This is a genomic window from Sulfurisphaera tokodaii str. 7 (genome assembly GCF_000011205.1).
Lineage (GTDB): Archaea > Thermoproteota > Thermoprotei_A > Sulfolobales > Sulfolobaceae > Sulfurisphaera > Sulfurisphaera tokodaii.
This window is the reverse complement of record NC_003106.2, coordinates 770,568-793,131: the sequence shown is the minus strand read 5'-3', so window position 1 is coordinate 793,131 and position 22,564 is coordinate 770,568. Positions and strand designations below refer to the sequence as shown.

The 22,564-nt window shown below is 33.0% G+C and carries 28 protein-coding genes and 2 pseudogenes; 16 read left to right on the top strand and 14 right to left on the bottom strand.

Annotated features, from left to right (window positions below):
- Positions 1 to 6: 6 nt before the first annotated feature.
- From STK_RS04545 to STK_RS04530, 4 genes are read left to right on the top strand one after another with little or no spacing between them, the layout of a single operon-like run.
- A complete protein-coding gene (locus tag STK_RS04545; RefSeq protein ID WP_010978810.1) occupies positions 7 to 1,833 on the top strand; it encodes an amylo-alpha-1,6-glucosidase in 1,827 nt (608 codons plus the stop codon).
- Between the two features lie 50 nt (positions 1,834 to 1,883).
- Positions 1,884 to 2,705, top strand: coding sequence for a CBS domain-containing protein (locus STK_RS04540; protein ID WP_052846421.1), 822 nt, complete (start codon positions 1,884 to 1,886; stop codon positions 2,703 to 2,705).
- Between the two features lie 30 nt (positions 2,706 to 2,735).
- Complete coding sequence (locus STK_RS04535; RefSeq protein ID WP_010978808.1) at positions 2,736 to 3,146, top strand: DUF3211 domain-containing protein; 411 nt, start codon at positions 2,736 to 2,738, stop codon at positions 3,144 to 3,146.
- A 17-nt stretch (positions 3,147 to 3,163) separates the two neighbouring features.
- Positions 3,164 to 3,541 carry a RidA family protein gene (locus STK_RS04530; protein ID WP_010978807.1) on the top strand — a complete coding sequence of 126 codons (378 nt, stop codon included), beginning with the start codon at positions 3,164 to 3,166 and terminating at the stop codon, positions 3,539 to 3,541.
- On the opposite strand, the gene STK_RS04525 is transcribed toward STK_RS04530, so the two are convergent.
- From STK_RS04525 to purE, 6 genes are all read right to left on the bottom strand, one after another.
- Positions 3,538 to 3,726, bottom strand: coding sequence for a hypothetical protein (locus STK_RS04525; RefSeq protein ID WP_052846419.1), 189 nt, complete (start codon positions 3,724 to 3,726; stop codon positions 3,538 to 3,540). The two genes, STK_RS04530 and STK_RS04525, sit on opposite strands and share 4 nt — an antisense overlap.
- A gap of 66 nt (positions 3,727 to 3,792) precedes the next feature.
- Entirely contained in the window at positions 3,793 to 5,778 is a 1,986-nt protein-coding gene (locus tag STK_RS04520) for a protein kinase domain-containing protein (RefSeq protein ID WP_010978806.1), read from the bottom strand.
- A 56-nt stretch (positions 5,779 to 5,834) separates the two neighbouring features.
- Positions 5,835 to 7,040 carry a hypothetical protein gene (locus STK_RS04515; RefSeq protein WP_010978805.1) on the bottom strand — a complete coding sequence of 402 codons (1,206 nt, stop codon included), beginning with the start codon at positions 7,038 to 7,040 and terminating at the stop codon, positions 5,835 to 5,837.
- A gap of 46 nt (positions 7,041 to 7,086) precedes the next feature.
- On the bottom strand, positions 7,087 to 7,425 hold the full coding sequence (locus STK_RS04510) for a winged helix-turn-helix domain-containing protein (protein ID WP_010978804.1): 339 nt from the start codon (positions 7,423 to 7,425) through the stop codon (positions 7,087 to 7,089).
- A complete protein-coding gene (locus STK_RS04505; protein ID WP_010978803.1) occupies positions 7,422 to 8,516 on the bottom strand; it encodes a 5-(carboxyamino)imidazole ribonucleotide synthase in 1,095 nt (364 codons plus the stop codon). Before STK_RS04505 ends, STK_RS04510 begins: the two co-directional genes overlap by 4 nt.
- On the bottom strand, positions 8,488 to 8,961 hold the full coding sequence (gene purE / locus STK_RS04500) for a 5-(carboxyamino)imidazole ribonucleotide mutase (protein WP_010978802.1): 474 nt from the start codon (positions 8,959 to 8,961) through the stop codon (positions 8,488 to 8,490). Before purE ends, STK_RS04505 begins: the two co-directional genes overlap by 29 nt.
- 60 nt (positions 8,962 to 9,021) lie before the next feature.
- On the opposite strand from purE, the gene STK_RS04495 reads away from it, so the two are divergent.
- The 5 genes from STK_RS04495 (at position 9,022) to STK_RS04475 (ending at position 12,390) form a co-directional block, all read left to right on the top strand.
- Positions 9,022 to 9,330: a VapB-type antitoxin gene (locus STK_RS04495; RefSeq protein ID WP_232616517.1), complete on the top strand. Its 309-nt coding sequence runs from the start codon at positions 9,022 to 9,024 to the stop codon at positions 9,328 to 9,330.
- Positions 9,331 to 9,989: 659 nt separating this feature from the next.
- Positions 9,990 to 10,226, top strand: coding sequence for a hypothetical protein (locus STK_RS04490; RefSeq protein ID WP_052846418.1), 237 nt, complete (start codon positions 9,990 to 9,992; stop codon positions 10,224 to 10,226).
- Between the two features lie 51 nt (positions 10,227 to 10,277).
- The gene (locus tag STK_RS04485) at positions 10,278 to 10,571 is read left to right on the top strand and encodes a hypothetical protein (protein WP_198429741.1); all 294 of its coding nucleotides are present in this window, start codon (positions 10,278 to 10,280) and stop codon (positions 10,569 to 10,571) included.
- 26 nt (positions 10,572 to 10,597) lie between these two features.
- The gene (locus STK_RS04480) at positions 10,598 to 11,467 is read left to right on the top strand and encodes an FAD-binding protein (RefSeq protein WP_010978800.1); all 870 of its coding nucleotides are present in this window, start codon (positions 10,598 to 10,600) and stop codon (positions 11,465 to 11,467) included.
- Positions 11,464 to 12,390, top strand: a complete 927-nt coding sequence (locus tag STK_RS04475; protein WP_010978799.1) for a nucleoside hydrolase — start codon at positions 11,464 to 11,466, stop codon at positions 12,388 to 12,390. Before STK_RS04480 ends, STK_RS04475 begins: the two co-directional genes overlap by 4 nt.
- A 13-nt stretch (positions 12,391 to 12,403) precedes the next feature.
- Here STK_RS04475 and STK_RS04470 read toward each other — a convergent pair whose 3' ends face one another.
- Both STK_RS04470 and STK_RS15555 read right to left on the bottom strand, forming a co-directional pair.
- Complete coding sequence (locus STK_RS04470; protein WP_010978798.1) at positions 12,404 to 12,685, bottom strand: winged helix-turn-helix domain-containing protein; 282 nt, start codon at positions 12,683 to 12,685, stop codon at positions 12,404 to 12,406.
- 56 nt (positions 12,686 to 12,741) lie between these two features.
- Positions 12,742 to 13,074 (bottom strand): ATP-binding cassette domain-containing protein, encoded by a 333-nt coding sequence (locus STK_RS15555; protein WP_010978797.1) that lies wholly within the window; start codon positions 13,072 to 13,074, stop codon positions 12,742 to 12,744.
- A gap of 376 nt (positions 13,075 to 13,450) precedes the next feature.
- Here STK_RS15555 and STK_RS04455 point away from each other — a divergent pair, with 376 nt between their 5' ends.
- The 5 genes and pseudogenes from STK_RS04455 to STK_RS04430 all read left to right on the top strand — a co-directional run bounded on the left by STK_RS04455 (position 13,451) and on the right by STK_RS04430 (position 17,753).
- The gene (locus STK_RS04455) at positions 13,451 to 13,843 is read left to right on the top strand and encodes a HEPN domain-containing protein (RefSeq protein ID WP_010978795.1); all 393 of its coding nucleotides are present in this window, start codon (positions 13,451 to 13,453) and stop codon (positions 13,841 to 13,843) included.
- On the top strand, positions 13,831 to 14,151 hold the full coding sequence (locus STK_RS04450; protein ID WP_010978794.1) for a nucleotidyltransferase domain-containing protein: 321 nt from the start codon (positions 13,831 to 13,833) through the stop codon (positions 14,149 to 14,151). The genes STK_RS04455 and STK_RS04450 overlap by 13 nt, the downstream gene beginning before the upstream one ends.
- Positions 14,152 to 14,384: 233 nt before the next feature.
- Positions 14,385 to 15,330, top strand: a pseudogene (locus STK_RS04440) (transposase).
- Positions 15,331 to 15,796: 466 nt separating this feature from the next.
- A complete protein-coding gene (locus STK_RS04435) occupies positions 15,797 to 16,105 on the top strand; it encodes a hypothetical protein (RefSeq protein WP_010978792.1) in 309 nt (102 codons plus the stop codon).
- A 67-nt stretch (positions 16,106 to 16,172) separates the two neighbouring features.
- Positions 16,173 to 17,753: an APC family permease gene (locus STK_RS04430; protein WP_010978791.1), complete on the top strand. Its 1,581-nt coding sequence runs from the start codon at positions 16,173 to 16,175 to the stop codon at positions 17,751 to 17,753.
- Positions 17,754 to 18,317: 564 nt separating this feature from the next.
- Here the strand turns inward: STK_RS04430 and STK_RS04425 are convergent.
- The 6 genes from STK_RS04425 to STK_RS04405 form a co-directional block, all read right to left on the bottom strand.
- Complete coding sequence (locus tag STK_RS04425; protein WP_010978790.1) at positions 18,318 to 18,836, bottom strand: PaREP1 family protein; 519 nt, start codon at positions 18,834 to 18,836, stop codon at positions 18,318 to 18,320.
- A 432-nt stretch (positions 18,837 to 19,268) separates the two neighbouring features.
- Positions 19,269 to 19,613, bottom strand: a complete 345-nt coding sequence (locus tag STK_RS04420) for a nucleotidyltransferase domain-containing protein (RefSeq protein ID WP_052846412.1) — start codon at positions 19,611 to 19,613, stop codon at positions 19,269 to 19,271.
- Positions 19,597 to 20,022, bottom strand: a complete 426-nt coding sequence (locus STK_RS04415; RefSeq protein ID WP_010978789.1) for a HEPN domain-containing protein — start codon at positions 20,020 to 20,022, stop codon at positions 19,597 to 19,599. Before STK_RS04415 ends, STK_RS04420 begins: the two co-directional genes overlap by 17 nt.
- A gap of 179 nt (positions 20,023 to 20,201) precedes the next feature.
- Complete coding sequence (locus STK_RS15155) at positions 20,202 to 20,354, bottom strand: hypothetical protein (protein WP_198429740.1); 153 nt, start codon at positions 20,352 to 20,354, stop codon at positions 20,202 to 20,204.
- 447 nt (positions 20,355 to 20,801) lie between these two features.
- Positions 20,802 to 21,146 (bottom strand): nucleotidyltransferase domain-containing protein, encoded by a 345-nt coding sequence (locus STK_RS04410; protein WP_010978788.1) that lies wholly within the window; start codon positions 21,144 to 21,146, stop codon positions 20,802 to 20,804.
- Positions 21,127 to 21,495: a HEPN domain-containing protein gene (locus STK_RS04405; RefSeq protein ID WP_010978787.1), complete on the bottom strand. Its 369-nt coding sequence runs from the start codon at positions 21,493 to 21,495 to the stop codon at positions 21,127 to 21,129. The genes STK_RS04410 and STK_RS04405 overlap by 20 nt, the downstream gene beginning before the upstream one ends.
- A 245-nt stretch (positions 21,496 to 21,740) precedes the next feature.
- Here STK_RS04405 and STK_RS04400 point away from each other — a divergent pair.
- A pseudogene (locus STK_RS04400) lies at positions 21,741 to 22,088 on the top strand (HEPN domain-containing protein); the annotation flags it as partial.
- Entirely contained in the window at positions 22,061 to 22,414 is a 354-nt protein-coding gene (locus STK_RS04395; protein WP_010978785.1) for a nucleotidyltransferase domain-containing protein, read from the top strand. The pseudogene STK_RS04400 and the gene STK_RS04395, both read left to right, overlap by 28 nt.
- Positions 22,415 to 22,564 lie beyond the last annotated feature (150 nt).

The window sequence follows — 22,564 nt, the reverse complement described above, 5'->3', positions numbered from 1 at the left end:
TACCTAATGATTGACCCCGAGGAATGTGAGTACCACGAATGGATACTACCTTTTAAAACTGGAGGGTACGCATCATCTACAATTTGCGGGATAAATAGTAGAACTTATCACGGATTTCTAATAGTCCCATTAAATCAGCCTCATAAGAGGTATTTAGTTCTTTCGAAATTTGAGGACTTTATAACAATTGATAATGAGGAATATCCTATAAATACTAATAGATACTTTGACGTATATTACCCAGACGGATATAAGTATTTGGAAAACTTTAAGTGGGAGAAAAATTACGTTAAATGGGTTTACGAATATGGTAAAGTTACCCTTGAAAAAGTTCTTATAGCCCATGAGTATGAGAATGCTGTTACAATAAAATATAAAGCTGATAAAGGAGAATTAAAGATTTGCCCATTAATAACATTTAGAAGTCATCATTTAGTCACGGAAAAAGGAATGTACTTTGATTCAGTTATAGAGGGAAACAAAATAGAGATATTAAAGGATAATATTCCAATATTACATTTTTACATGGAGTCAACTAAGACTAGAATAGAACTAACAGGTTATTGGTACTATAATTTCTTTTATAGACTTGATTATGAAAGAGGTTCTAACTATAAGGAAGATTTATTTAATCCTTTCTGTATTTATACTGGTAATGAAGCTACGATTACTGTATATTATGATAAATCTACAAATGTAAATATTGAAAATTCCCCAAGTGATTTATTAAGAGTCTTATCAATATCATCAACGGACTTTGTAGTAAAGGGAAAGACTGGATGGAGTATAATTGCTGGCTATCATTGGTTTGACGAATGGGGTAGAGATACTTTCATTTCAATGGAGGGCTTACTTTTACTTAATAGATTATTTAATCAGGCTAAAGATATTATTTTACGTTATTTAGACTATGAGAGTAAGGGACTTTTACCTAATCATATTACGGCTAATGGAGAACCTATTTACGTTGGTGTTGATGTAAGCTTATGGGCTATAAATTCCATTTATTCATACTATCTATATAGTAAGGATAAGGAATTTATTAGAAAAATATATCCCAAATTACAAGATATTGTTGAAAATTACGCAAAAGGGAATGGAGTAGTATACATTAAAGAGGGTTTACTATTTCATCGCGGAGCACCGAGAACCTGGATGGATGCATCTTATGATAGTCATGTTGTCACTCCTAGAGAAGGTGCAGCTGTTGAAATAAACGCTTTATGGTATAATGCATTGATGATTATGGATTTCTTTGCTAATATTGTAGATGATAAGAATAGTATGTATAAAGAGCTAGCTGAGAAGACAAAGGCTAGCTTCAATGAAAAGTTCATCTCTAGTTGGGGTGCGTATGATTATTTAGATCCATATTTAATTCCAGATAAATCAATAAGACCTAATCAGCTATTTGCCTTATCTTTGCCATTCAGTATAATGAGTGAGGACATAGGAAAAATTATGTTAATAACTATAGAGAATGAGCTATTGAGACCTTTTGGGTTAAGTACCTTATCCAGAAGAGATCCAAAATATAAGCCCACATATAGAGGAGATAGGAAGAGCCGGGATGAAGCTTATCATAATGGCCCTATATGGCCATGGTTAATTGGTGCATACGTAGATGCTAAATTAAAAATTGAAAGTGATGTAATTAAGAATAAGCTCATTTTAGATGTAATTAAACCTTTGTTGGAGTATGCAAAAAAGAACAGAGGATTCATTCCAGAATTATATGAGGATGTTCCTCCATATTTGCCAGCTGGGTGTATTGCACAAGCATGGAGTGTTGCTGAAGTATATAGGGCAATAAATAAGCTTCTCTCTCTTTAAAGAACAAGCATTTCTAAAGATTTATATTGTTTAAATACACTTTAGAAATGATGTTAGTAAAAACCCTCATGATTACAAATCCCCCTACAATTTCTGTTAGTAGTAAATTGTTAGAAGCATTTAAGAAAGTTAATGAAAAAGGAATAGGAAGAGTTATCGTTGAGGACAATGAAATTAAAGGTATAATTTCAACAAGAGATTTACTGAACTATGTGGTAGAAAGATGTGAGAAAGGGTGTGATAGAGGAGATATTTTTGCTTTAGTTGATAAGGATGTTAAATATGTCATGACACCTAATCCAGTATATGTTTATGAGAATGATGATGTATTAGATGCTCTAACACTTATGGTTGCAAGGAATTTTGGGTCCTTGCCTGTCGTAAATGAAGTGAAAAAGGTGACTGGAATAGTTACAGAAAGAGAAATGCTTTTAATTTTCCAGGATTTAGATCAACTTTTCTCAGTAAAGAAATTTATGACTAAAAGAGTAACAAGTGTGTATGAGGATGTTTCCGTATTTGATGCAACTAAGTTAATGATTAAAAGAGGATTTAGAAGATTACCAGTAATTAATGAGAGTGGTGAAGTTATTGGAATAATAACTGCGGCAGATTCATTAAAACTATTGACAAAAACTATATTGAAGAACGAACCCGAAATGTTCTTTAATAAAAAAGTTAAAGAAGTAGCTACAAATGAGATATATAGCATAGATCCTGAAAAATCTATTAACGAGGCAGCAGCTACTATGCTTATGAAAAAGATAGGTTCATTATTAATCCTAGATTCAAAAAACAGACCCCTCGGAATTATAACTGAGAGAGATTTGATTATTGCTTTACATTATCAGCTTCATTTAAAAACAAGTTAACTATATATTCTATCATATTTAAAATTATAAATGATGAAAGTAGAAAAAGAAATTAAAACAAATCAAGATATAGACGTGGTCATGACTATATTTTCTGATCCGGCTTTTACTATTCCCCAAATATTTCCAGGAATCGCCTCAATCAAGTGTATTGAGCCAGAAATCTTTGAAGCAGAAGGAAAATTCCTAGCATTTTCATATAAGGTAAAAGGAAGAGTTTATAAAGGTGTCGATGAGGTTAGAATAATTTATGATAGTGATAGGGGGAATGGTATTCTTTATATAAGAAAGAAAGATAACAATACATTACAGATAATTTTAGAGCATGATAATAAACTTACAGCATTTTTAGGAAAGCCTTATGTTTCCTCAAACTTAGATAGATTAGCTGAGAATATAGATGAAATTATTAGATTAGAGAGGATTAAACGTAAAATTTAGTTTTACTAATTTCTCATATGGAGACTGTATTTACAGAGAAAGCCCCAAAACCTGTTGGACCCTATTCTCAAGCTATTAAAGTAGGAAATACACTCTATGTCTCCGGACAAATACCTATAGATCCTAGAACTAATGAAATTGTAAAAGGAGATATAAAAGTACAGACAAGACAAGTACTTGATAATATTAAAGAGATTGTTAAAGCAGCGGGCTTCTCGTTATCAGATGTGGCTATGGCTTTTGTATTTTTGAAAGATATGAACATGTTTAATGATTTCAATTCTGTTTATGCGGAATATTTTAAAGATAAACCTCCAGCAAGAGTTACAGTAGAAGTTTCAAGGTTACCAAAAGATGCTTTAATAGAAATAGCTGTTATATGCTCGAAAGGTTAAGAAAAAATCTTTTTTAATAGTTTTTCTGTATGGGGACATTCATGTGGATCTTTATGACTACCATGCTCAACGCAAGCTGCTGAAATTGGTATTCCTTCAAATAACAAGATCGCTGCATCTTCGTCTTCAACAATCTTGTAAAACGCCCCATCAAAACTTATTCTAAATTGCTGTATCTCTGCCATATTTTCACCCTCACTCTCTGTTATTTATTTAATAAAATAGAAGATCTTCTCTTATAAACTTTTCCCTTATATTTTTATTTCCTCTTTATCAGAAATAGGTAAGTTATAATTGTATTTGTTAATCATTCTCAATTCCCTACTCATCTCCTCTAGAGTTATCTCTCCCCTAAGACCTCTCTCTACAAGATCTCTAAACTCATCTGGTATTTGATCAAGCCTCGGCTCCGCTAGATAGAAGTCTTTTAATGCTATTTCTCTCTTAGACGGATCAGTAACTGCCTCTTCTAATTCTCTCTCTAACCATTCAGAGAAGGGAAAGTTATTTGTTAGTGTTACATAAAGTGATACTGTGAAAGAATAAACGTCGAAGTTATATTCCGCTTTACCTCCAAATCTCTGCAATGGATGTGCGTAGTAAGGAGTATAATGAATGACCGGAACACCAACTTTAACAGCTGATCCTAAATCAGAGAGTTTTGGAACTACTTCTTCATTAAGTAAAGCTTCTAATGCTTCTTCCCCATATTTAGGTAACTTTCTGTTAAATAATATATTAGATGGTTTAATATCGCAGTGTACATAACCGTTTTTATGAATGTGAATTATTGCATCAGCCAACTTACTATATATCACTGAAACAATTTGAGGCCATTTACTTGAATGGCGTAACGTCGAATATTCTTGATTAACAAGAATCTCTCTTAAATCGCCACCCTCCATATATTCCATTACTACTGCAGGAGGTGAAGAATAATAATCAGAGAAGTTTTCATCTACGAAACTAGCCATGATTTTAACCAAATATTTTGATCCTTTAGAAATCTCTTGCATCTTTGCTATTTCGTAAAGTAATTCATCGTATCTAAACTCTTTTTTAATAACTTTCATAGCGAATTTTTTCATATTCTTCTCTACTAGCAATACGAACCCCATTCCACCAGTTCCTATAACCTTTTCCACCTTATACCCATAAAGCACATAACCAACCCATGAATTCGGATCGAAATCTTCAGTTGGTGTATACAATTCATAAGGTTTAACTTTATTGCATGCCTCCACTACTCCCTCCCTACATGCAAACAAGAACTCTTTTTGTGCATTCGATGGTGCATTTAGTTTCTCTAAAGCCAAACCTTTAAGATATGCACTCTGAGCGTTTCTTCTTATTTTTTCAGCTTCTTCAATTAGGTCAAGTGCTTTCTTATACTCACCAGCTAAAATGTAAGCATGAGCTAATGTTAACATATTGCTAAAATCTCTCCTTCTCTTTAACGCCTCTTCAAAATACTTTACAGCCTCCTTATAGTTCTTTTTGCCTAAGAAGTACCAACCAAGTTTTAGTGCTGGAGCATCGTATGTTGGTAGAACTGATAAGGCTTCAAACAATAATTTTACATTCCCTTGAATTTCGAACTCATCAATCAGTTTGTTAGCCTTATCCCTTAATTTTTTCTCTAATTCTCTGTATTTTATCTCAGAAAAGAATGAGTAAATTTTTAGTGCCTCTAATTCCTCACCAATCTTTTCGAAACATTCAGCTACAGCTAAAGATTCTTCAGGATATCTTTGGTCTAACTGTTTGTAATGGTTAATTGCTTCTTCACATTTACCCAGCCTCGCAAGACTTATAATTGCCCTTCTTTTTACTTCCTCATTATCGGGGTAATTCTTTAACATATACTGAATTAAGTCATAACTTATATCCATTAGATCCATCAAACACCTAATATCGTTCTTTAAAACTGGGATTCCTTGAACTAGTAAGTACTCTCCATTAACAATCTCTTTATTTAATTTATCAAAATGTACAACGAGAAAGTCTCTTGCATCAAAGAGATATCCGTCCAGAACTTTACCTACTAATACAGCGTCTTTCAAACCAGATAGTTTTTTGCTATCATAAACTAGCGTAGATGTTGTCTTTATCTTTCCATTGTCGTATTTTACTACATACCCTATGTTATCCTTAAGTTTAAGCTTCATCTCAACCTCTTTAATAACACCATCAAGATATAGGTAAGTCTTATCATCTTTTGTGAACACAAAGTACATAATTAAATGCTTATGTATTACCTTATTTAATCATCCAGTCAATAATACTATTTAAATTACTTAGTCAAAGAGATGTCGATATTATTAATCCCAAGCTTTTTAAACTTATTAATAATCCACTCAACAAACTCTTCTCTTCTCTCCATAGCAAACTCAAAAGCTAGGTCTTTATAGTTTATATTAGCAATACTCCCAGATAGTAGTTCATCAACTATAGGAGAAAGTTTTTCCGATGAAAAGCCCGTATCATCAATTACTAAAATATTCTCACTACTTAGCTCGCTAACAACTTGCTCATCTATCTTAGTCCTACTTATAACAACACCCTTATCTGGATTATATATGGACTTATAAAGATCGATTATCTTATATTCCTTTATCCTTTTACCTTTGTCTTGAGCAAATTCTGGCATATTATCCTTAAGTGTAGCTCCTAATACTTCTGCTAATCCCTCATATAATCCTTTAATCCACCTAGCTCTCCACTCATTTCCAGACAAAGGTTTATATCCTTTTAAATATCTCCACCTCTTCCACCAATCATCTAACTCCTTAAACTCAATAATGTAATTTGGTCTCTTTATAGGAATATTTCCCGATAAATCAACAATATCCATATAAAAACCTTTATAAATTAACATATCCGGTCTTAGCGTAGAATACAATTTCCATACTTTTTGCAAATCATTACCATCTTCCCAAGCAATAGGGCGTGGAGCCTCAATAAAGAAGCTGTAACTCCTCCCAAAAATATCACTTACAACTGCATTAGGAGGAATTGTACCGCTTTTCTGTTTACCAGTCCTATCAAAGCTAAGATATCCATGCTCTGGATAAGAAAGTTTAAAATCTTTTTCCGCTAAGCCGAGGAGAATAGAAGAAAAACCCCATATTTGATAAATACTCCTCATATTAGAACCAAAAGAACTATTTACAGCTTGTCTACCTTTACTAAAAAACTCCTCTGCAGTTATTCTTCCCCTAACTAGATCATGGAAGTATAAGAAAAGTTTCTTTACTAAATGCTTTTTAGGATTTTCAACAAAACTCTTCATCTCTCTGCTAAATAGCCAACCCTTAATGCTAAGTTTTTCTTTCAGTTCCTCTAGGACTACGTATAAGTTACTAATCCAATCATAAGCTTCTTTAATTTTACTTCCTATTATGTAGTCAACAAATTCTTCCTTTAATTTCTCTACTTCTTCTGGTATATTAGTTCCAGTCTTGTCTATTCCCTCAACTTCTTTTAACTTTTCTAACACAAAAAATATGTGAGATTAAAAGCTTATAAGGTAATACCGTCATTCATTATTTCTTTAAAATCTCCTCGATTTTTTTGTTATACTTCTCAAGAACCTCATTTATTTCCTTCTCAGCCTCTTCATAAACCTTTATCAATTCAGTTACTTTTTCTGACACGATTGTTCCTCCAGCGCCTTTCCCTCCTTTATGCATCTCTATTCCTCCTAAAATGTCATTAACTTTTCTAACATACTCCCAAGCAAATTTATAGGAAACATGCATCTTTTTTGCTGCGGTAGATATTGAGCCCGTTTCTATGATGTTCTTCATCAGAGAAATTCCACCTTTACCAATAACAGGTTTTCCGTCATCAGTTTCTAACCATATTTTAAACTTAAACTTCATAAATCTAAACCTTGAGGATAAATTAGTTTCATAATAATATCAATTTTTTGCTTAACATCTTCTAAGTTACTTCCAACTACATTGACATGCCCCAACTTTCTCCTCTTTCTAACTTCTTTCTTCCCATACCAATACACTTTACCATATTTAAGAACTTCAAGAGGAACATTATCTGTACCTAAAATATTCACCATACCTCCATATGAGAGTAGCTCTGTAGCACCTATTTCCAGGCCAGTTATTGCTCGCAAATGTTGTTCAAATTGTGAAACAAATGCTGCATCTAGAGTATAGTGACCAGTATTATGAACTCTAGGAGCAAACTCATTTATTAGAATTTCCCCATCTCTTACAAAAAACTCAATACCAATTGTACCTACATATTCTAAAGAATCCATTAACCTCTTTGCAATCTCAGCAAATCTGTTATCTTTAAGGGGACCGTAGTTGTATACCAGGATTCCTTTTTCGTTATAGTTGAATGTTGGTGGATATGCCTTAAAATTTCCATTTCGATCTCTAACAGCTATTATAGAAGCCTCATAATTAAAATTAACAAATTCTTCAACTACAAATTTACACTTCATATCCTTAATGAATCCGTATTTTTCGACATCTCCCTTTATAAAATACTGTCCTTTACCGTCATATCCTCCCCTACTCTGTTTCAAAACACCAACGTTATTAAACTCGTCCTTAAGAATTCTTAATGCCTCTTCTCCGTCGTTAGCAATGTAAAATCTAGGAGTTGGCAAATTATGTTCCTTATAATATGTTTTTTCCTTCCATCTTTCCCTTTTTAATTCAACAGTATTTAACCTGGGCAAAAGTTTCCCTTGATCTTCAGCATACTGTAATGCCTCTTCTTTGACATGTTCGAACTCAAAAGTTACTACGTCAACTTCATCTATCATTTTCTTATAGTCATCTGGCGTAAAACATTTATCCGCTACTTTACATGCAGGAGCTTCTGGCTCGTCCATTACGTAAAAAGCGAAGGGATATTTTCTCCCTTCTAAAATCATCATCCAGCCTAATTGTCCTCCTCCTAAAATTCCAATTTTAATCGAGTTTTGTGTTAAGGACTTCATTTTTCACATCCTCCATAAACTTTTTAACTTTTTCAGCTATATCTGGGTATTTTAGTCCTAAAATTCTTAATGCCAAAAGTGCAGCATTTTTAGCCCCACCAATAGCAACTGTCGCGACTGGTACACCATAAGGCATTTGAACAATAGAGAGGAGAGAATCTAAGCCATTCAAATTCTTTGAAGGAATCGGAACACCAATTACTGGCAAATGAGTTAATGATGCTGTCATACCAGGTAAATGAGCCGCACCACCTGCACCAGCTATAATAACTTCTATTCCCTTCTCTGATGCGGTTTTAGCAAATTCCATCATAAATTCTGGTGTTCTGTGGGCTGAAACTACTCTAGCCTCAACTTCAACACCAAATTGTTTTAAAAGTTCTACTGCTTCTTTCATATATTCCCAGTCTGATTTACTACCCATAATAACAGCTACTTTAGGCATATGAGAATAAGAGAGAAAGAGAATATAAAGTATAGTTTTATTAGCTTACAAGTGCTACTTTTGCATGAGAAAATTTATTCTACAGTTATTCAAATATTCCTATATATAGGTCAGATATTAATCAGCAATACTGACGAAAAAGGAAGGATAGTGATTTCTGAATTTAAGAAGAAAGAGATTTATCTAGTAGATCTGGGATCAACTTACTTTGTCACTGATAAAAAAGATGTAGCTGAAAAAGCGTCTAACGCATTCGAAGAGGAATTTTTAAAAACTGTAGAAGAGATTAGTATAGTTCTAGAGGAGATAGATCAAATTGTAAATAAGAAAATAAGTAGGAAAGTTATATCAATAGTGGGAAATATTTAATAGATACTGGTATTTTGTTTTCTAAAAAATTCTTAAATTGTAGAGGAGAAGGAGTAGTAACTTCTACTACAGTTCACAATTTTTGACTGTAGCTAGAGATAAATATCTCTATTTTTATCAGAAGCGAGAAGACAGGGCAAAAGGTTATTTAAAGTTCTTTAACTTAGTACTTAGAGAGATTAGGAGAGAGTTTGAAGATCTAGTTAAAGTAATTAAAGTTTGACTATTTTAAGTCGTAAATTATTCCATCAGTTTTTACGTATATCATTAAAATTTTTCATAAATGAGGGGAATTTTTTCAAAATATATTCATTATGAAGGGAGACTATTAATAAGCTAGCTTTTTGGTATATTAATTTATCTTGCTATCATTTATATGTAGAAAGAAGAACCTCTAACAAAATAAATAGAGGTACCAAGATGACATTTTTTATTTGAACTATTATGTTCTATGGATTATTTATTTTTATTAAAGAGTTAGAATTCACTCTTAAATCAGGACTTTTTAAATTTAAACATTGATAAGCTTGACATGTGAGAAAATTTAATAATTCACAGTATATTGGTAATAGAAAAATTCTGTTGATCGAAAACATTGTATAATTTGTGAAGTATTACAAACGAAAAATTAAAATAGACATTCAAAGATATTATGACTAATGGAGATTACGATTCTTCGATATCCAGAGGAATTATTACTAGCGTTAGCAAAGGAAGAATTGTTTTCTAATAGTAAGCTTAAAATTATTGATGATAAATTTGTCTTAAGATTCTTAGGATTTAATATTGAAGGTACTTTTTCAAAGAGGATTGAAACAAACTTTGCTGTATATTTATTTAACTCAAAACTAGGTGGTGCAAAAGTAAATATTACTATAGTTAATGTTGATGAGTAGTCATCTAGAATTAGATTGGAAATTCATGATTGGGGGATTATAGGAAGAACTTTGAAATCTACTATACAAGATTTATTTCTAGATTTTATAATAAATATTGAATTTAAGAAGTCAGTATCATTAAAGAAAAAATTAAGCGTTAAACTCTGGACAAATTATAAAGGGATGGAAGAATTATTAAGTAAACTTATATTTGATAGTTCCTCTTACTATTTCTTAATAATTAATAAACAATATGTAGTGGAAATTGTTAACGGGATTGAATTAATAGGAGAAGATGTAAAGAAGCTCTGTAAAGATCTCTGTTACGTCGAATTATATGAGCTTAAGCCAAATAGTATTTAAACATTATTAGATGAAGAGTTTTATTGATGGACGTTTATTCTGAAGAAGAATTATTCAAGGTTATAAGAGACGCATACACAAATTCAAAAAAGATCCAAATATTAGGTAAAGGAAAACATGCTAAAAAAGGAGATGCTGAGGAATTCATTTATACTAGAAAAATGGACTGGTTCGAAATTAAAGGAGATAAAGTCCAAGCGCTAGCTGGTGCAGACGTTGTTAAAATTAGAAAAGAAGCTAGTGAAAATGATTTGCTTTTACCAACACTCTATGATGGCACTATTGGAGGTTTATTAGCAACAAACGAACCTTCACCATTATCAACAACTTATGGGAGACCAAGGGATTTCACTTCATGGGTAACAGTCTTAACACCTTATGGCGGGATTAGATGGAATTTCCTAATAGGTTCTAGAGGAATTTTGGGTGCTATATCTAGGGCTGAAATGAAATTATTTCCTAAACCAGCAAAAGTAATAACGTATGAAAAAAAGAGCGTAGAAGATAACGAGATCTCAAAACTGGTTGAATTATCACCATTAGTCTTATTAGTCGATTACGATAGAGAAAAGTTCAATATTCACGTTTCATTCGAAGAAGAGAAAAATGTAGGACCCGGTTATTTAAAAGATGAAGGAGTTCCTGTTGTCGAAATAATAGACGAAAGTAGGGAGATAATTATAGAAGGTGATTCTTTCTCTGAATTCGTAAGAGTCGTAAATATAGGTAAACCGGTCTATGCATACTGGGTTTATAAAAGTGGCATATTTAAATTGTACGATGCAGATACAGAGGAATTAAGCAAAGCTGGAGTAAAGTTTTATACGAGAGATAATCCCAAAGAAGTATACTTAAAGCTTAAGAGACTACTTGATTTTAAAAATATATTTGTATGAGGCATTTCATAATAGATTGTGATACAGCTGAAGATGACATAATGAGCCTTTTTATGTTACTCAGAAATAATATAGATGTCCAAGGAATAACTATTGTTGAAGGAAACATATCTTATGAGCAAGAAATAAATAACGCATTATGGAGCTTAGAGTTTGTAGGAAAAGATATCCCAGTTTATCCTGGTAGTGATAGACCGCTAGTTAAACAATTCAGAAGTGTCCCAGAGGTTCACGGCAAGGGAGGAATTGGAGATGAGGTAGTAAAACCCAGTAAACTTAAACCACAAAATAAGAAAGCTGTAGATGCCATTGTTGAGATTGCTGACAGATATGCTGGTGAATTAGAGTTCTTGGCAATATCCCCGTTAACAAATCTTGCCTTAGCTTACTTAAAAGACAAGTCAGTAGTTGAAAAGATAAAAAAGGTTTGGATAATGGGAGGAACAGTGTGGGGGAGAGGAAACATAACCCCAGTTGCCGAATATAATATTTGGGTAGACCCAGATTCAGCAAAAATTGTTTTTAACTCTGGTTTCGATATTACCATGGTACCGTGGGATGTTATTGTTAACTATCCAATCACCGATGAAGAATGGGAACAAATAAAGACGATGAAGACTAAGATGGCTCAATTTTACGTTAAGATTTACACTCATTATAGAAAATATTCTATGGAAAAAGAGAAAATAAAGGGGACTCCTCACCCCGACTTAATTACAACTTCTGTGGCTCTCAATAGAAATGTAGTATTAAAATCGGAAAGGCAATATGTGGATATTGAAAATTGTGATTGCTTAACCAGAGGAATGACTGTTATTGACTATTTAGGAATTTGGGGTAAAGAACCCAATGCTGAAATAATTTATGAGATAAACAAGAAAGAGTTCTATTCAATGTTAATCGACTTACTCAATTGGTTCTAGTATCTAATTAGGATCAGCAGTCAAACCTAGTACATACGGAGATTTCCATCTCTTTTATCAAATCCCTCAAAAACATATAATACTTATAAAGCTCTTGAATACCTTCTTCTGTAATTCCGAATATAACATCTCCCTCTCCAAGATAAGTCTTTCTTTCTACTAATCCCTTCTTTTCTAATGACCTTATACTTTTTATAATTCTCTTTTTATCAATACCTAAATACTCTCTTAACTCATTTACACTTCTTTCCTCTTCAGATAGGATTGTTAGTATTGCTAATTGTAGTACATTCACAAGTATAATCTACTTGCGTGGTATAAAAATGCTCATTTTAATTATCACTGGTCAATCTAAGCTTCATATATATAGGTTTCCCACGTAGAATTACCAATATTATATACCTCTTCACGATTTGTAAAGTATTCTAACAGATCTTTCGCACTCCTAACTTCCTTACCGTTTATTTTTATTGAGTCTTTATATGGGATTATGCCAGAGATAGCCCTTAATAAAGTCATTTTGCCAGAACCGTTAGGACCTAGGAATAAGCTGAGAACGTAATTATACATTTTAAGTTTGCTGAACCTCAAATAGTAAGCTAATGCAGAAGAGTGATAGGTTAGTGTTATACTGAAACCTGTTGAAAGACTGGCTACTAATAATAGTATTGCACGCCGTACCATATTATACCTGCATTTATACTTTTAACACTATCTAATGCAAATAGAGTCCCAAGGAATCTAACAACATCATTCCCAGGAGAAAAAATATTGCCGTTGAGGAGAACGAAAACCTCTTTATCATAGACTTCTCTAATTCCATGATTTAAAATGTGAATAAGATGATAAAAATTACAGATAAAGTTAAAATTTTTTAACTTTTGAAGGAGTTCAAATTTTAGCTTAAAGACGCTTTGCGGAATGTTTGAATTTTTATTAGACCTACGCTTAATTTTAAATTTAATAAAAGTCAAAGAGCTTAACATCTAAGAAAATTGAAGTGCTCCACAAAGCAACATAAGGCAATAAGCTTTAATATTTACCAAGTTTACGACTAACTATGTCATACGACATCGCTGAGGAATTCTTGAGGAGAGCGAAGGATTATTTGAGGGCTTCAGAGCTGTTATTCCAGCAAGGCTTTTATGACGCCTCAGCGTTAAATAGTGAAGTTTCTGCCCAACTGTCTTTAAAAGGGCTACTTTATAAGCTTGGGGTAGAACCCTCTAGGACTCATGGAATTAGGGAATTACTTTCTTTAGTCTATACTAGGCTTGGAGATGAAAGAATAAGGGACTTTATAAGGGATAATAGAGAGAAACTTATCATCTTGGAGAACATTAGAGGAAAGTCACAATATGGTTTACCGCCAGTATCTAAAGACGAGGCGGAAATAGCTTTATTTATAACGAAGGAAATATTAAAAATTGTGGAATCGTTATGGAACCTCTAAAGAGGATAAATTTTTTACGGAATTGGAGGGAAGCGTTTGCTAAGCTAGACCTAGGGAGGTTTGAAGAAGTCTACGTTTTCGGTTCAGTAGTTACAGGAAAGATAACAGGTGGGAGCGACATTGACGTTATCGTTGTCGTTAAGCGCGGTGAGGACAGGAATAAGGCATTAATAGATTTTATAGACGAGGTAGAAAGTAAATTAGGTGAGGAGGCTTCATACTTGTTTGACGTTAAAGTGATATATGAGGATGAGAAGGAATTACCGCCTTATAGATCATTTCTGAGGAATGCAGTAAGAGTTAGGTGAAGTATATCGTCTTCCCCTTATTTACCATTTAAAGGCACATGGTCAGCATTTTAACTCTTTCAGAGCTCTACATATCAACCCTCGGAATTTTCCTAATAAGCTTATAACTCTCACGAGAGAGCGTCCAATGTGTAATTAACGTAATTTACTTTATTAATAAATTTTTATAGAAAAAGCAAGAATTACAGAACTAATTGGATAATACTTAAGGGGGATTACGCCTAGGTTATACAATGGGGATTGAGATTTACCAAAGCGTAATCCCCCAATTGGGTTGGAAGAGTAAATATCTTTTGGATTGCGAGGAGATCTTGAAAGAGCTAATGATCAGAAGAGAGTTTGATGGTTTCAAGTTCACTGAATATGACCCCTTGACTTACTTGAAGATGCTGATTGTTATGGTGATTTACAATGAGTCTTATAGGGGGACAATTGAACTCGCAGCTACCAATGGTAAAGAGTTTCCTCAAAGTTAAAGAGATCCCATCAAAGTCCTCACTACACTGGTTTGTCCACAAGTTTGGTGACAGAATAAAGGACCTACTCCTCAAGGTATTCAGAAGATTTGAGTCACTCGTTGAAGAAGAACAACTCCCAACACACCATCTACTAGCAGAGGAGAAGTTTGGAAGGGATATAAGGTTGCTTGATAGTTTTCCCGTTGAGTTGCCTAATGGTAAGAAGAGTATTGAGACTCATATTGAGAAGTTATTGCTTGATTTGAGGGAGATTGATTCTAAGAGGAAGCCTCATGAGGTTCTTGCTTCAGTTGATGAGGGAAAGAGGGAGGAGCTTTTCTCCCATTTCCCTAGGGATTATACTGTTAGGGAGCATGAGGGTAGGAAGTGGGGTAAGGCTTGGTTTGGGGGGAAGTGTTTTGCTGAGGTTTCTTCTAAAACCCTTATGGTATCTAAGGTTGAGTTAGTTTTGGCTAATGTTTCTGATTCGAGGTCTCCTATTTTGCCTAATGTGGTTACGCTTGTGGAGAGGGGTAAGGTAATTAGGGCTAGAAAGGGTTTGGAGGTTTTGAGGAGTGGTGTTGAGTTTTTTGGGATTTTCCTCAAGATGAGGTGTTATGCTAGGAGTTTAGAGGTGTTGAATACTTTCGCTAATCTCGTAGGTTTAGCTTATAATATTCAGCGGTTTAGGGCTCTTAGGAAGAGACGAGTCTTACACTAGAAAAACTCGGTGGGAAATCATGTTAGAAAAGCTCCCTTAGTTTGGGTTATCGAAAATTGCGAGATTATTTGCAATTGTATTTAATAAACTGATTTTATATTATCATACTTGTCGTAATTAAGTGAATTTAATTCTGAGCAAACGTTTTTTATAACTTTTTACTTTATTTAGTTATTCACGTTAATTACGCGTTGGACGCTCTCTCGTTATTTTAGGAGCTTTTAATAATTGAGTGACTGAGTGAAGAAGTTGGAATCCTTGTTACAACTTTTTACATTAATTTTCTTTGGTATCTTTATACTGATGGTCTTAAAACAAAAATAGATCCGGACTGATTTTCTAAGAAATTAAACATATAAGCTACAATAAAAACTCAAATTTTGAGGATGAAAAATTGAATGATATCATCAATTTTTTTAAGAGTAAATTAAAAAAGAAAGATTTAGAGAGAGTTGAAAGATGTATAGTGAGCAAAAGATTCACTCCCGAATCTTATGAGAGAGAGTTTGAGAAGCATATTACAAATATTCCTCTTGATTTAACTTCATGTAGAAATATTAAGCATGAAAATGACCACATTATTTTACTATGCAAAAACTCATATGTAATCGATTACGGAAAAATTAAGATAAAAGTAGAACTTTCAGACACTTCTGCTCTTGAACTTATCGAGTATAATATAGACGCATTAGAATATATGACTTTAGTTCAAATCCTTTCCCTATCTAAAGAAGGAGCCATACCAATAAAGGACTTTTACGTAATCAAGGATTAATTTTCGTTTCAAAAATTTTTGGGTTACCCGAAAGTCTTAAATATTAGGGTTACCCTTAATAATAGCGATGAGTCAGCAAGAAGTTCCCCGTTTGAAGAAGGGTCAAGTTAGTACATTAGGTGCTTTAGTTGAAGAAATAGCAGCAATGGCACCAGCATGTGACGTAGTAGCCTTTATAACTTCTGCAATTGCATACGCCTTTGCGTTAACGCCTTTAGCATTCCTATTAGCCACGTTAGCAATGTATTTAGAAGTAAATACGTTATATCACCTAGCTAAAAGACATGCAAGTGCTGGAGGATATTACGGATATATTGCTAATGCCTTTGGCCCCGTACCAGCTACTATATCTGGATTACTTTACGTCTTATATCAAGTAACAAGTACTGCGGCAATTCCCACTTACATAGGTGGTGCAATAATTCCCGCATTCTTAGATTACTATTACCATATAGTCCTACCGTCTTGGCTCTGGCTACCGTTAATTCTAGTATTCGTAATAGTTCCAATAACATTAGCAATAATAGGAATAAGACCTCAGATTACTACTTTGAAATTTGCTTCACTATTCGAAGTGACATTTTTAGCAGTAATAGGAGCAATTGTAATTGCTAAGGCACCAGATAATACATTAGCTGTGTTTAATCCCTTTGCATGGCCTCAATACGCTAAGGATTTTGCACCCTACGGAGGACCTGGTGGAGCTTTGGGATTAGCAATGGTCTTTTCAATTACGAGCTTTATCGGCTATGGAGGATCTGCACCTTTAGGTGAAGAAGTTGAGCATCCTAAACAAATACTGAGGGCTTTGAGCTTAGGCGTATTTATAGTTGGTGCAGTGTTGACTGAAATGGCATATGCTATAGTTGCAGGTTGGGGAGTAAATAATTTATCAGCATTAACTAATAATCCAAACCCAGATGTTCAGACAATACCGGGTATAATAGTGATGGGATTATATTTGGGTATAATAGGCTCAATGGGATTGTTCCTTGTTGCAATGAATTCAGCTTTTTCTGATGCGGTAGCAATGCAAAGTAATGCTGGAAGGGTTTACTTCTCTATGGCTAGAGATAATGTAATTCCAAAGTGGTTTTCAAAGATTCATCCAAAATACCATACTCCTTACAGAGCGTTAACATTTATAGGAATAGCATCATCGATTTCAGCCATCTTAACAGCTTTTGCAATGTTTGCAGTTAATGGACTTAATCCTATTCAAGCATTAACAACAACTACTGCTAATGCAAATGTGCTTCAAGCGTTGTCAGACACCTTTGAATTCTTAACTACAATGGCTCTATTCGGAATGGTACTAACACACTTCCTTCTAAATGCCTCTTTAATAACTTTGTTCTTCAGATTGAAGGAGAAACATAAAGACATTTTGCATGCAGTATTGCATGTATTACAGCATTATGTCGCTCCTGCAGTAGCTACTGGAATATTAGGATATGCTTTATATACATCTATATCGAGTCTTGTGTTCCCAGAAGCTCCAGCGGCAATAGTATCTATAGTTTTCTTAGCGTTTGCAACAGGCTATGCAATATATTTAAAGATTTATAAACCCCATGTTCTAACACAAGCTGGAAAAAGAGTAAACTTGTGGGCAGAAGAAGGAGAAAGTAGTGCAAGGAATGAGTAAGTATTTTTCTATCCTAACTCTTTTTAATTTATTTTTATATTTATGGAATTATATATTTATGATAAAATTGATTTTTAGATGTTTTTATCAGATATCATTAGTTTTAGATAGAAGATGAATGAAGGAAAACTCAACACAAAATTTATTTTAGTTACAATATCCGAGATGTAAATAATTGAATAATCCTATATTTGATATAAAGATAATTGTTCATAAAAATGTGAGTTCTTGAAATATATTGTGGCTTTTTAAGTGGTAAATCTCATTATACAATATTATCTCATTCCAATTTCTATTTTTATTATCTTGGATAACGCCCCGTAATATATGAGACACAGTATTGATAGTCCTTGTATTTAGAAGTCTTGCATAGGTTTAATCCAGTATAAACTATTATGTCTGAGCTATCGCTAATTGCTTTAAAACTGACGTAGTCTTTAGAATCTTAGAATCGACCATATACTTTACCTCTTTGTAGTTTTTGGGTCTCTATCGGTGCAAAAAGATTTTCATATAACTAGTTATGGCAGGGAGAAATTAAGCTTCTAACAATCTGATAAATTTTTACGCAGTTAGTTCCTTGATAAGCTCCTCAACTTTCTTGGAGATTTCTTCAATCTCGTATTTAGAGAAATAAGTGCGTATTAACTTCTTAGTCTCATTAACTACGGTGATAATGTCCGTAAGCACTTCTACCTTTTTACGGTACTTACTAAAATCTGGTTCAAAGCCGTTATACTGATAGTCATGGAGGTCCAAGGACGCCCTCACTAGGTCTAAGACATCAATTCCGATCCTCTTTAACATTTGTGCTAAACCTAACATGCCGTGAGTTGGGACGACATGTGATTTCTTTTTAATCCATTCTCTCTCCTTATCATCTTTAGCTAAACTAAGCAGTTTTTCTTCATTGACTACAACTAGAGCGCTGAGCAATGCCTTAACGGCATTGAAAGCTTTTCCTGCAGAGTTCCTAGTATAACCTTGTTTCCACAGTGTGAGAGAGAGTAGGAGGTTAGACTGGCTCTCGATGACTCTAGCTTCAACGTAATCCTCTCCTACACTGTAAAGATCCTTTTCCATAAGACTAGTTTAATAAAAACCTTAAAAAAAGTTTACAAACATGGGAAAAGGAGTAATTTCATTAAGGATTTTAGAGTTGGGTCGGCTAATCTTACTTTCTCCCTACCCTGGAAGGGATGAGGGCGTTCAGTAATAAATCTTTCGGTCATATTTCAAGCATAGTATTAACTAAGATTACGACGTGGGCCTATATAAGAGATAATGTCGCAACTAGGGAATTTATATTATTTCTATGTCTAAATTAAGATATACAAAATCTTATCTTGGTATTTACCCTTTATAAAGATTTTAATTATTTTTAATTAATTAATAAATTTTTTATAATATAATAATGACACTATCTCCAGTATTTGCATATTGGCCATAGTCCCATAGTACTTAGTTGGTATACTATGATATTCTTATTACTTTTTTTGACAGTTCGTTGGTATACTATGATATTCTTATTACTTTTTTTGACAGTTCGAAAAATCTTTTCGCCTCATCCTCGTTCTCTAAATGAATTTCAACTGGTGCATCAAAAGGTAGCTCGTATGCATCCATAGCTCTTAATAGTATTTCTACTCTTAATCTTTTTCTTTCTTTGTTGTTTAATTTTCTTTTTATTACTATAAGTATATCAATATCGCTTAGTACGGTTATTCTATCTTCTGCAACACCACCTATTACGTAGACTTCAGCATTAGGTTCTAAATCTCGTACAGCCTTGGCTACTTTCTCAGTATATTCTTTCCATCTCCTTAGATGAGAGAATCTAAACTTAACCCAACTTGACAATCTTCACTACCTCTTCTAGTATTTTTATTATACTTTCTGAAACTTCAATTAAAGGTTTTAAATCATCACTTTCATATTCAATAATTTCGTACCTAGAATCTATGTAAGCATCTTCAATATCCACCAGTTGTCGTCTGTATTCTCTTATCAATTCATCAATCTTTTTAGATAACTCATCATAACCGTTTTCTTTAAGTAACTTTGATAAATAACCAATTAGCTCTCTTATTCCATGTCCTTCATAATCTTTTCCAAAAAGTTCAAAGATCACCGCTTTAATGTACAATTGTAATGCTTGCTCCACATGAAACGCGCCTATATCATAATACCCTTCGCTAAGATCTCTTTTAGCTTCTTCTAAGAAGCGTAACGCTCTCCTTTTAAGTAATCTTACTCTATTTCCGCTCACAACTATAATTAGAAGTAGAAGAGAAAAATAATTTTTATGAGATAGAGGTGATAAGAGGTTTCCTATTATCTGTAAGTATTATGCAAAAGACTATATTTTAGTGGGGATGATACTAATGATTTTATCATGATAATATTCATAGAATTTCCTTCAAGAAAAGATTATCAGGGACTACTCTTTTAATCCTCACTGCGACCTTTTATCAACTCACCGTGTAAATCATATCCTCTTACTATTCCGAATATTCCCTCTTTCTTTTTTATAGATAATTTATCATACCATCCTAAGAAACTTTCCTTCTCAATTTCTTCACTAACATTCAGGCAATCCATTTAACTTCTTCTTAGTTTCTGACTTAACCCTTATTGTTTACATATTTTCTACCTTTTCCGCTCAGTATATATACTTTTATTTATAGATGCTCTATAATTTTATAACGCTGCTATTAATCTAATTTATTTTGTGGCTTAAGAAATTTCTGAACAAACAAACAACTAAGCCATTATCTTCTGTATTCATTCTTCTAACTAATGAAGAGAAAAAGGTCTTGTAATAAACTATTTAGTAGTATGAATACTTCATTGTTGCTTATAATTTAACTTGTTAATTCCGTCTTAAGCGATCTTATAATCTGTCAGATTTTTCAAAGGCAAGATATTCTCCTTAAGGTCTTGTAGGCACTTAGAAAGAGTGTTGCACTTTAAGTTATGAACGAGTATATTGACGCTACTAAGAAAATAGTAATCTACTTTGCTCTACGCTCGTAAAGGATTTTCTATCTAAAATTCCTCGTAAATGTCTATGAATTTTTTGTACCAATTCTCATACTCGTTCTTATTCACTATATGAAACTCAAAGGGGTCTCCTATATTCAACTCCCTTTCTATGATTACCTCAATATTAGCTTTATCCCACACACTTTTAGCCTTATCAGTTATTATCAATACGTCTATGTCACTATCAATTCTGTAATTTCCACGTGCAATAGAGCCAAACAATATTACTCTACAATCTGGGTCTATCTTCTTAACACAAATCTCTTTAATTAACTTTACGTATTGTCTTGCATTTTTAAGAATCTCCTTCCTTTCTTCCCACTTTCTCTTAAGATATTCCCAACTCATTCAATATCGCCTCCACTATATTCAATGCCTTTTCTACAGCCTCTTTATCATAATTAGTGGGTAGATACCTAGAAGCAATATAGGCCTGTTTTAATAAATCTAATGTTGAGATTTCTGAATCTAGAATTTCTTTTAGCTTTTCATTTTTAGTAAGTTCTATAATTCTTCTTAACAAATTCACTACGTCACACGCTTTTGGGAAAGAACCGGTTAACGTTGAAATATAATATTTTAACCAAAGCTGTAACGCTTGCTCCAAGGAGAATAGGGCTAAGTTGTATTTACCATCGCGTAATAGAAGCTTAGCATAATTTAGGAAGTCTATGGCATTACGCTTTAAAAACTCCATTGAATAAAATCTTTACTTGCAACATTAAATCTTTAATTAAGGGGTTACACTCTCATTTAAGTATGATTTTAAATTAAATTCTCAGTCCAAGATAATAACTCTGAGGAATAGTCATAAAAATTATACTCGATGACTTTTCATGAAAACTTAATGAGTCACAGTTCTTCTAGATTTAAAATATGATTCGATATTTGATACATATAATGAGCTTTCTTAGGATTAATGCTAAATAGTTTCTAGAACAAGTTAAATTTTCTATGCAAAAAGGGTTCTATAATCTAGTATTATTTAACATTGAGCAGAGTATACAACTAAACCTTAAATATTTAATATTTTTGTTAACTGGAGATTTCCCTAAAACTCATAAAATTTCTGATTTATTTAAATTTATAAAAACGTTAAATGATCCTTGCCATCTATATAACTTTTACGAAAATAACAAGGATTTCCTCACAATTATAGAATTTTCGTATATTTCGAGTAGATACTTGCCACAAACGTTCTCTGAGGAAGATGCTAAAAAAGCTTTAAAGTTAGGAGAAGAGTTTGACATAGTGATTGAGAAATGCATGAAAATTATGCAAAAATCTTGAGAGTAATATATGAGGAAAGAATGGAAGTATTAAATAACATAGAAAAATATCTAAATGAAATTAAGAGTGCCGTACTAGAAAAAGATCCTAAAGCTAAAATACTTCTTTTCGGAAGCTTTGTTAGAGGGAATTTCAGACCGGATAGTGATATAGATATTCTTATAATATCTGAAGAATTTGGAGATAATCCCCATAAATATGCAGAGCTTGTTAATTATATAAGGGATAAAATAAAACATTACTCACTTTTCGAATTTCACGTAGTTACGAAAAAGACTTATGAGGAATGGTATAGGAAGTTTATAGATGTATACAGAGAAATATAAGCTTATATGACACTAATTTTGATTTAATATCAAATCTGAGTCAAGACCATAAAATTTTACGTAATACTTTTGATTTATCTAAGATCTGTCGTCTTTTGAGTAAAGTTTATACTCTCCCTTCTACTAGTATTAATTCATTTAATTCAAATC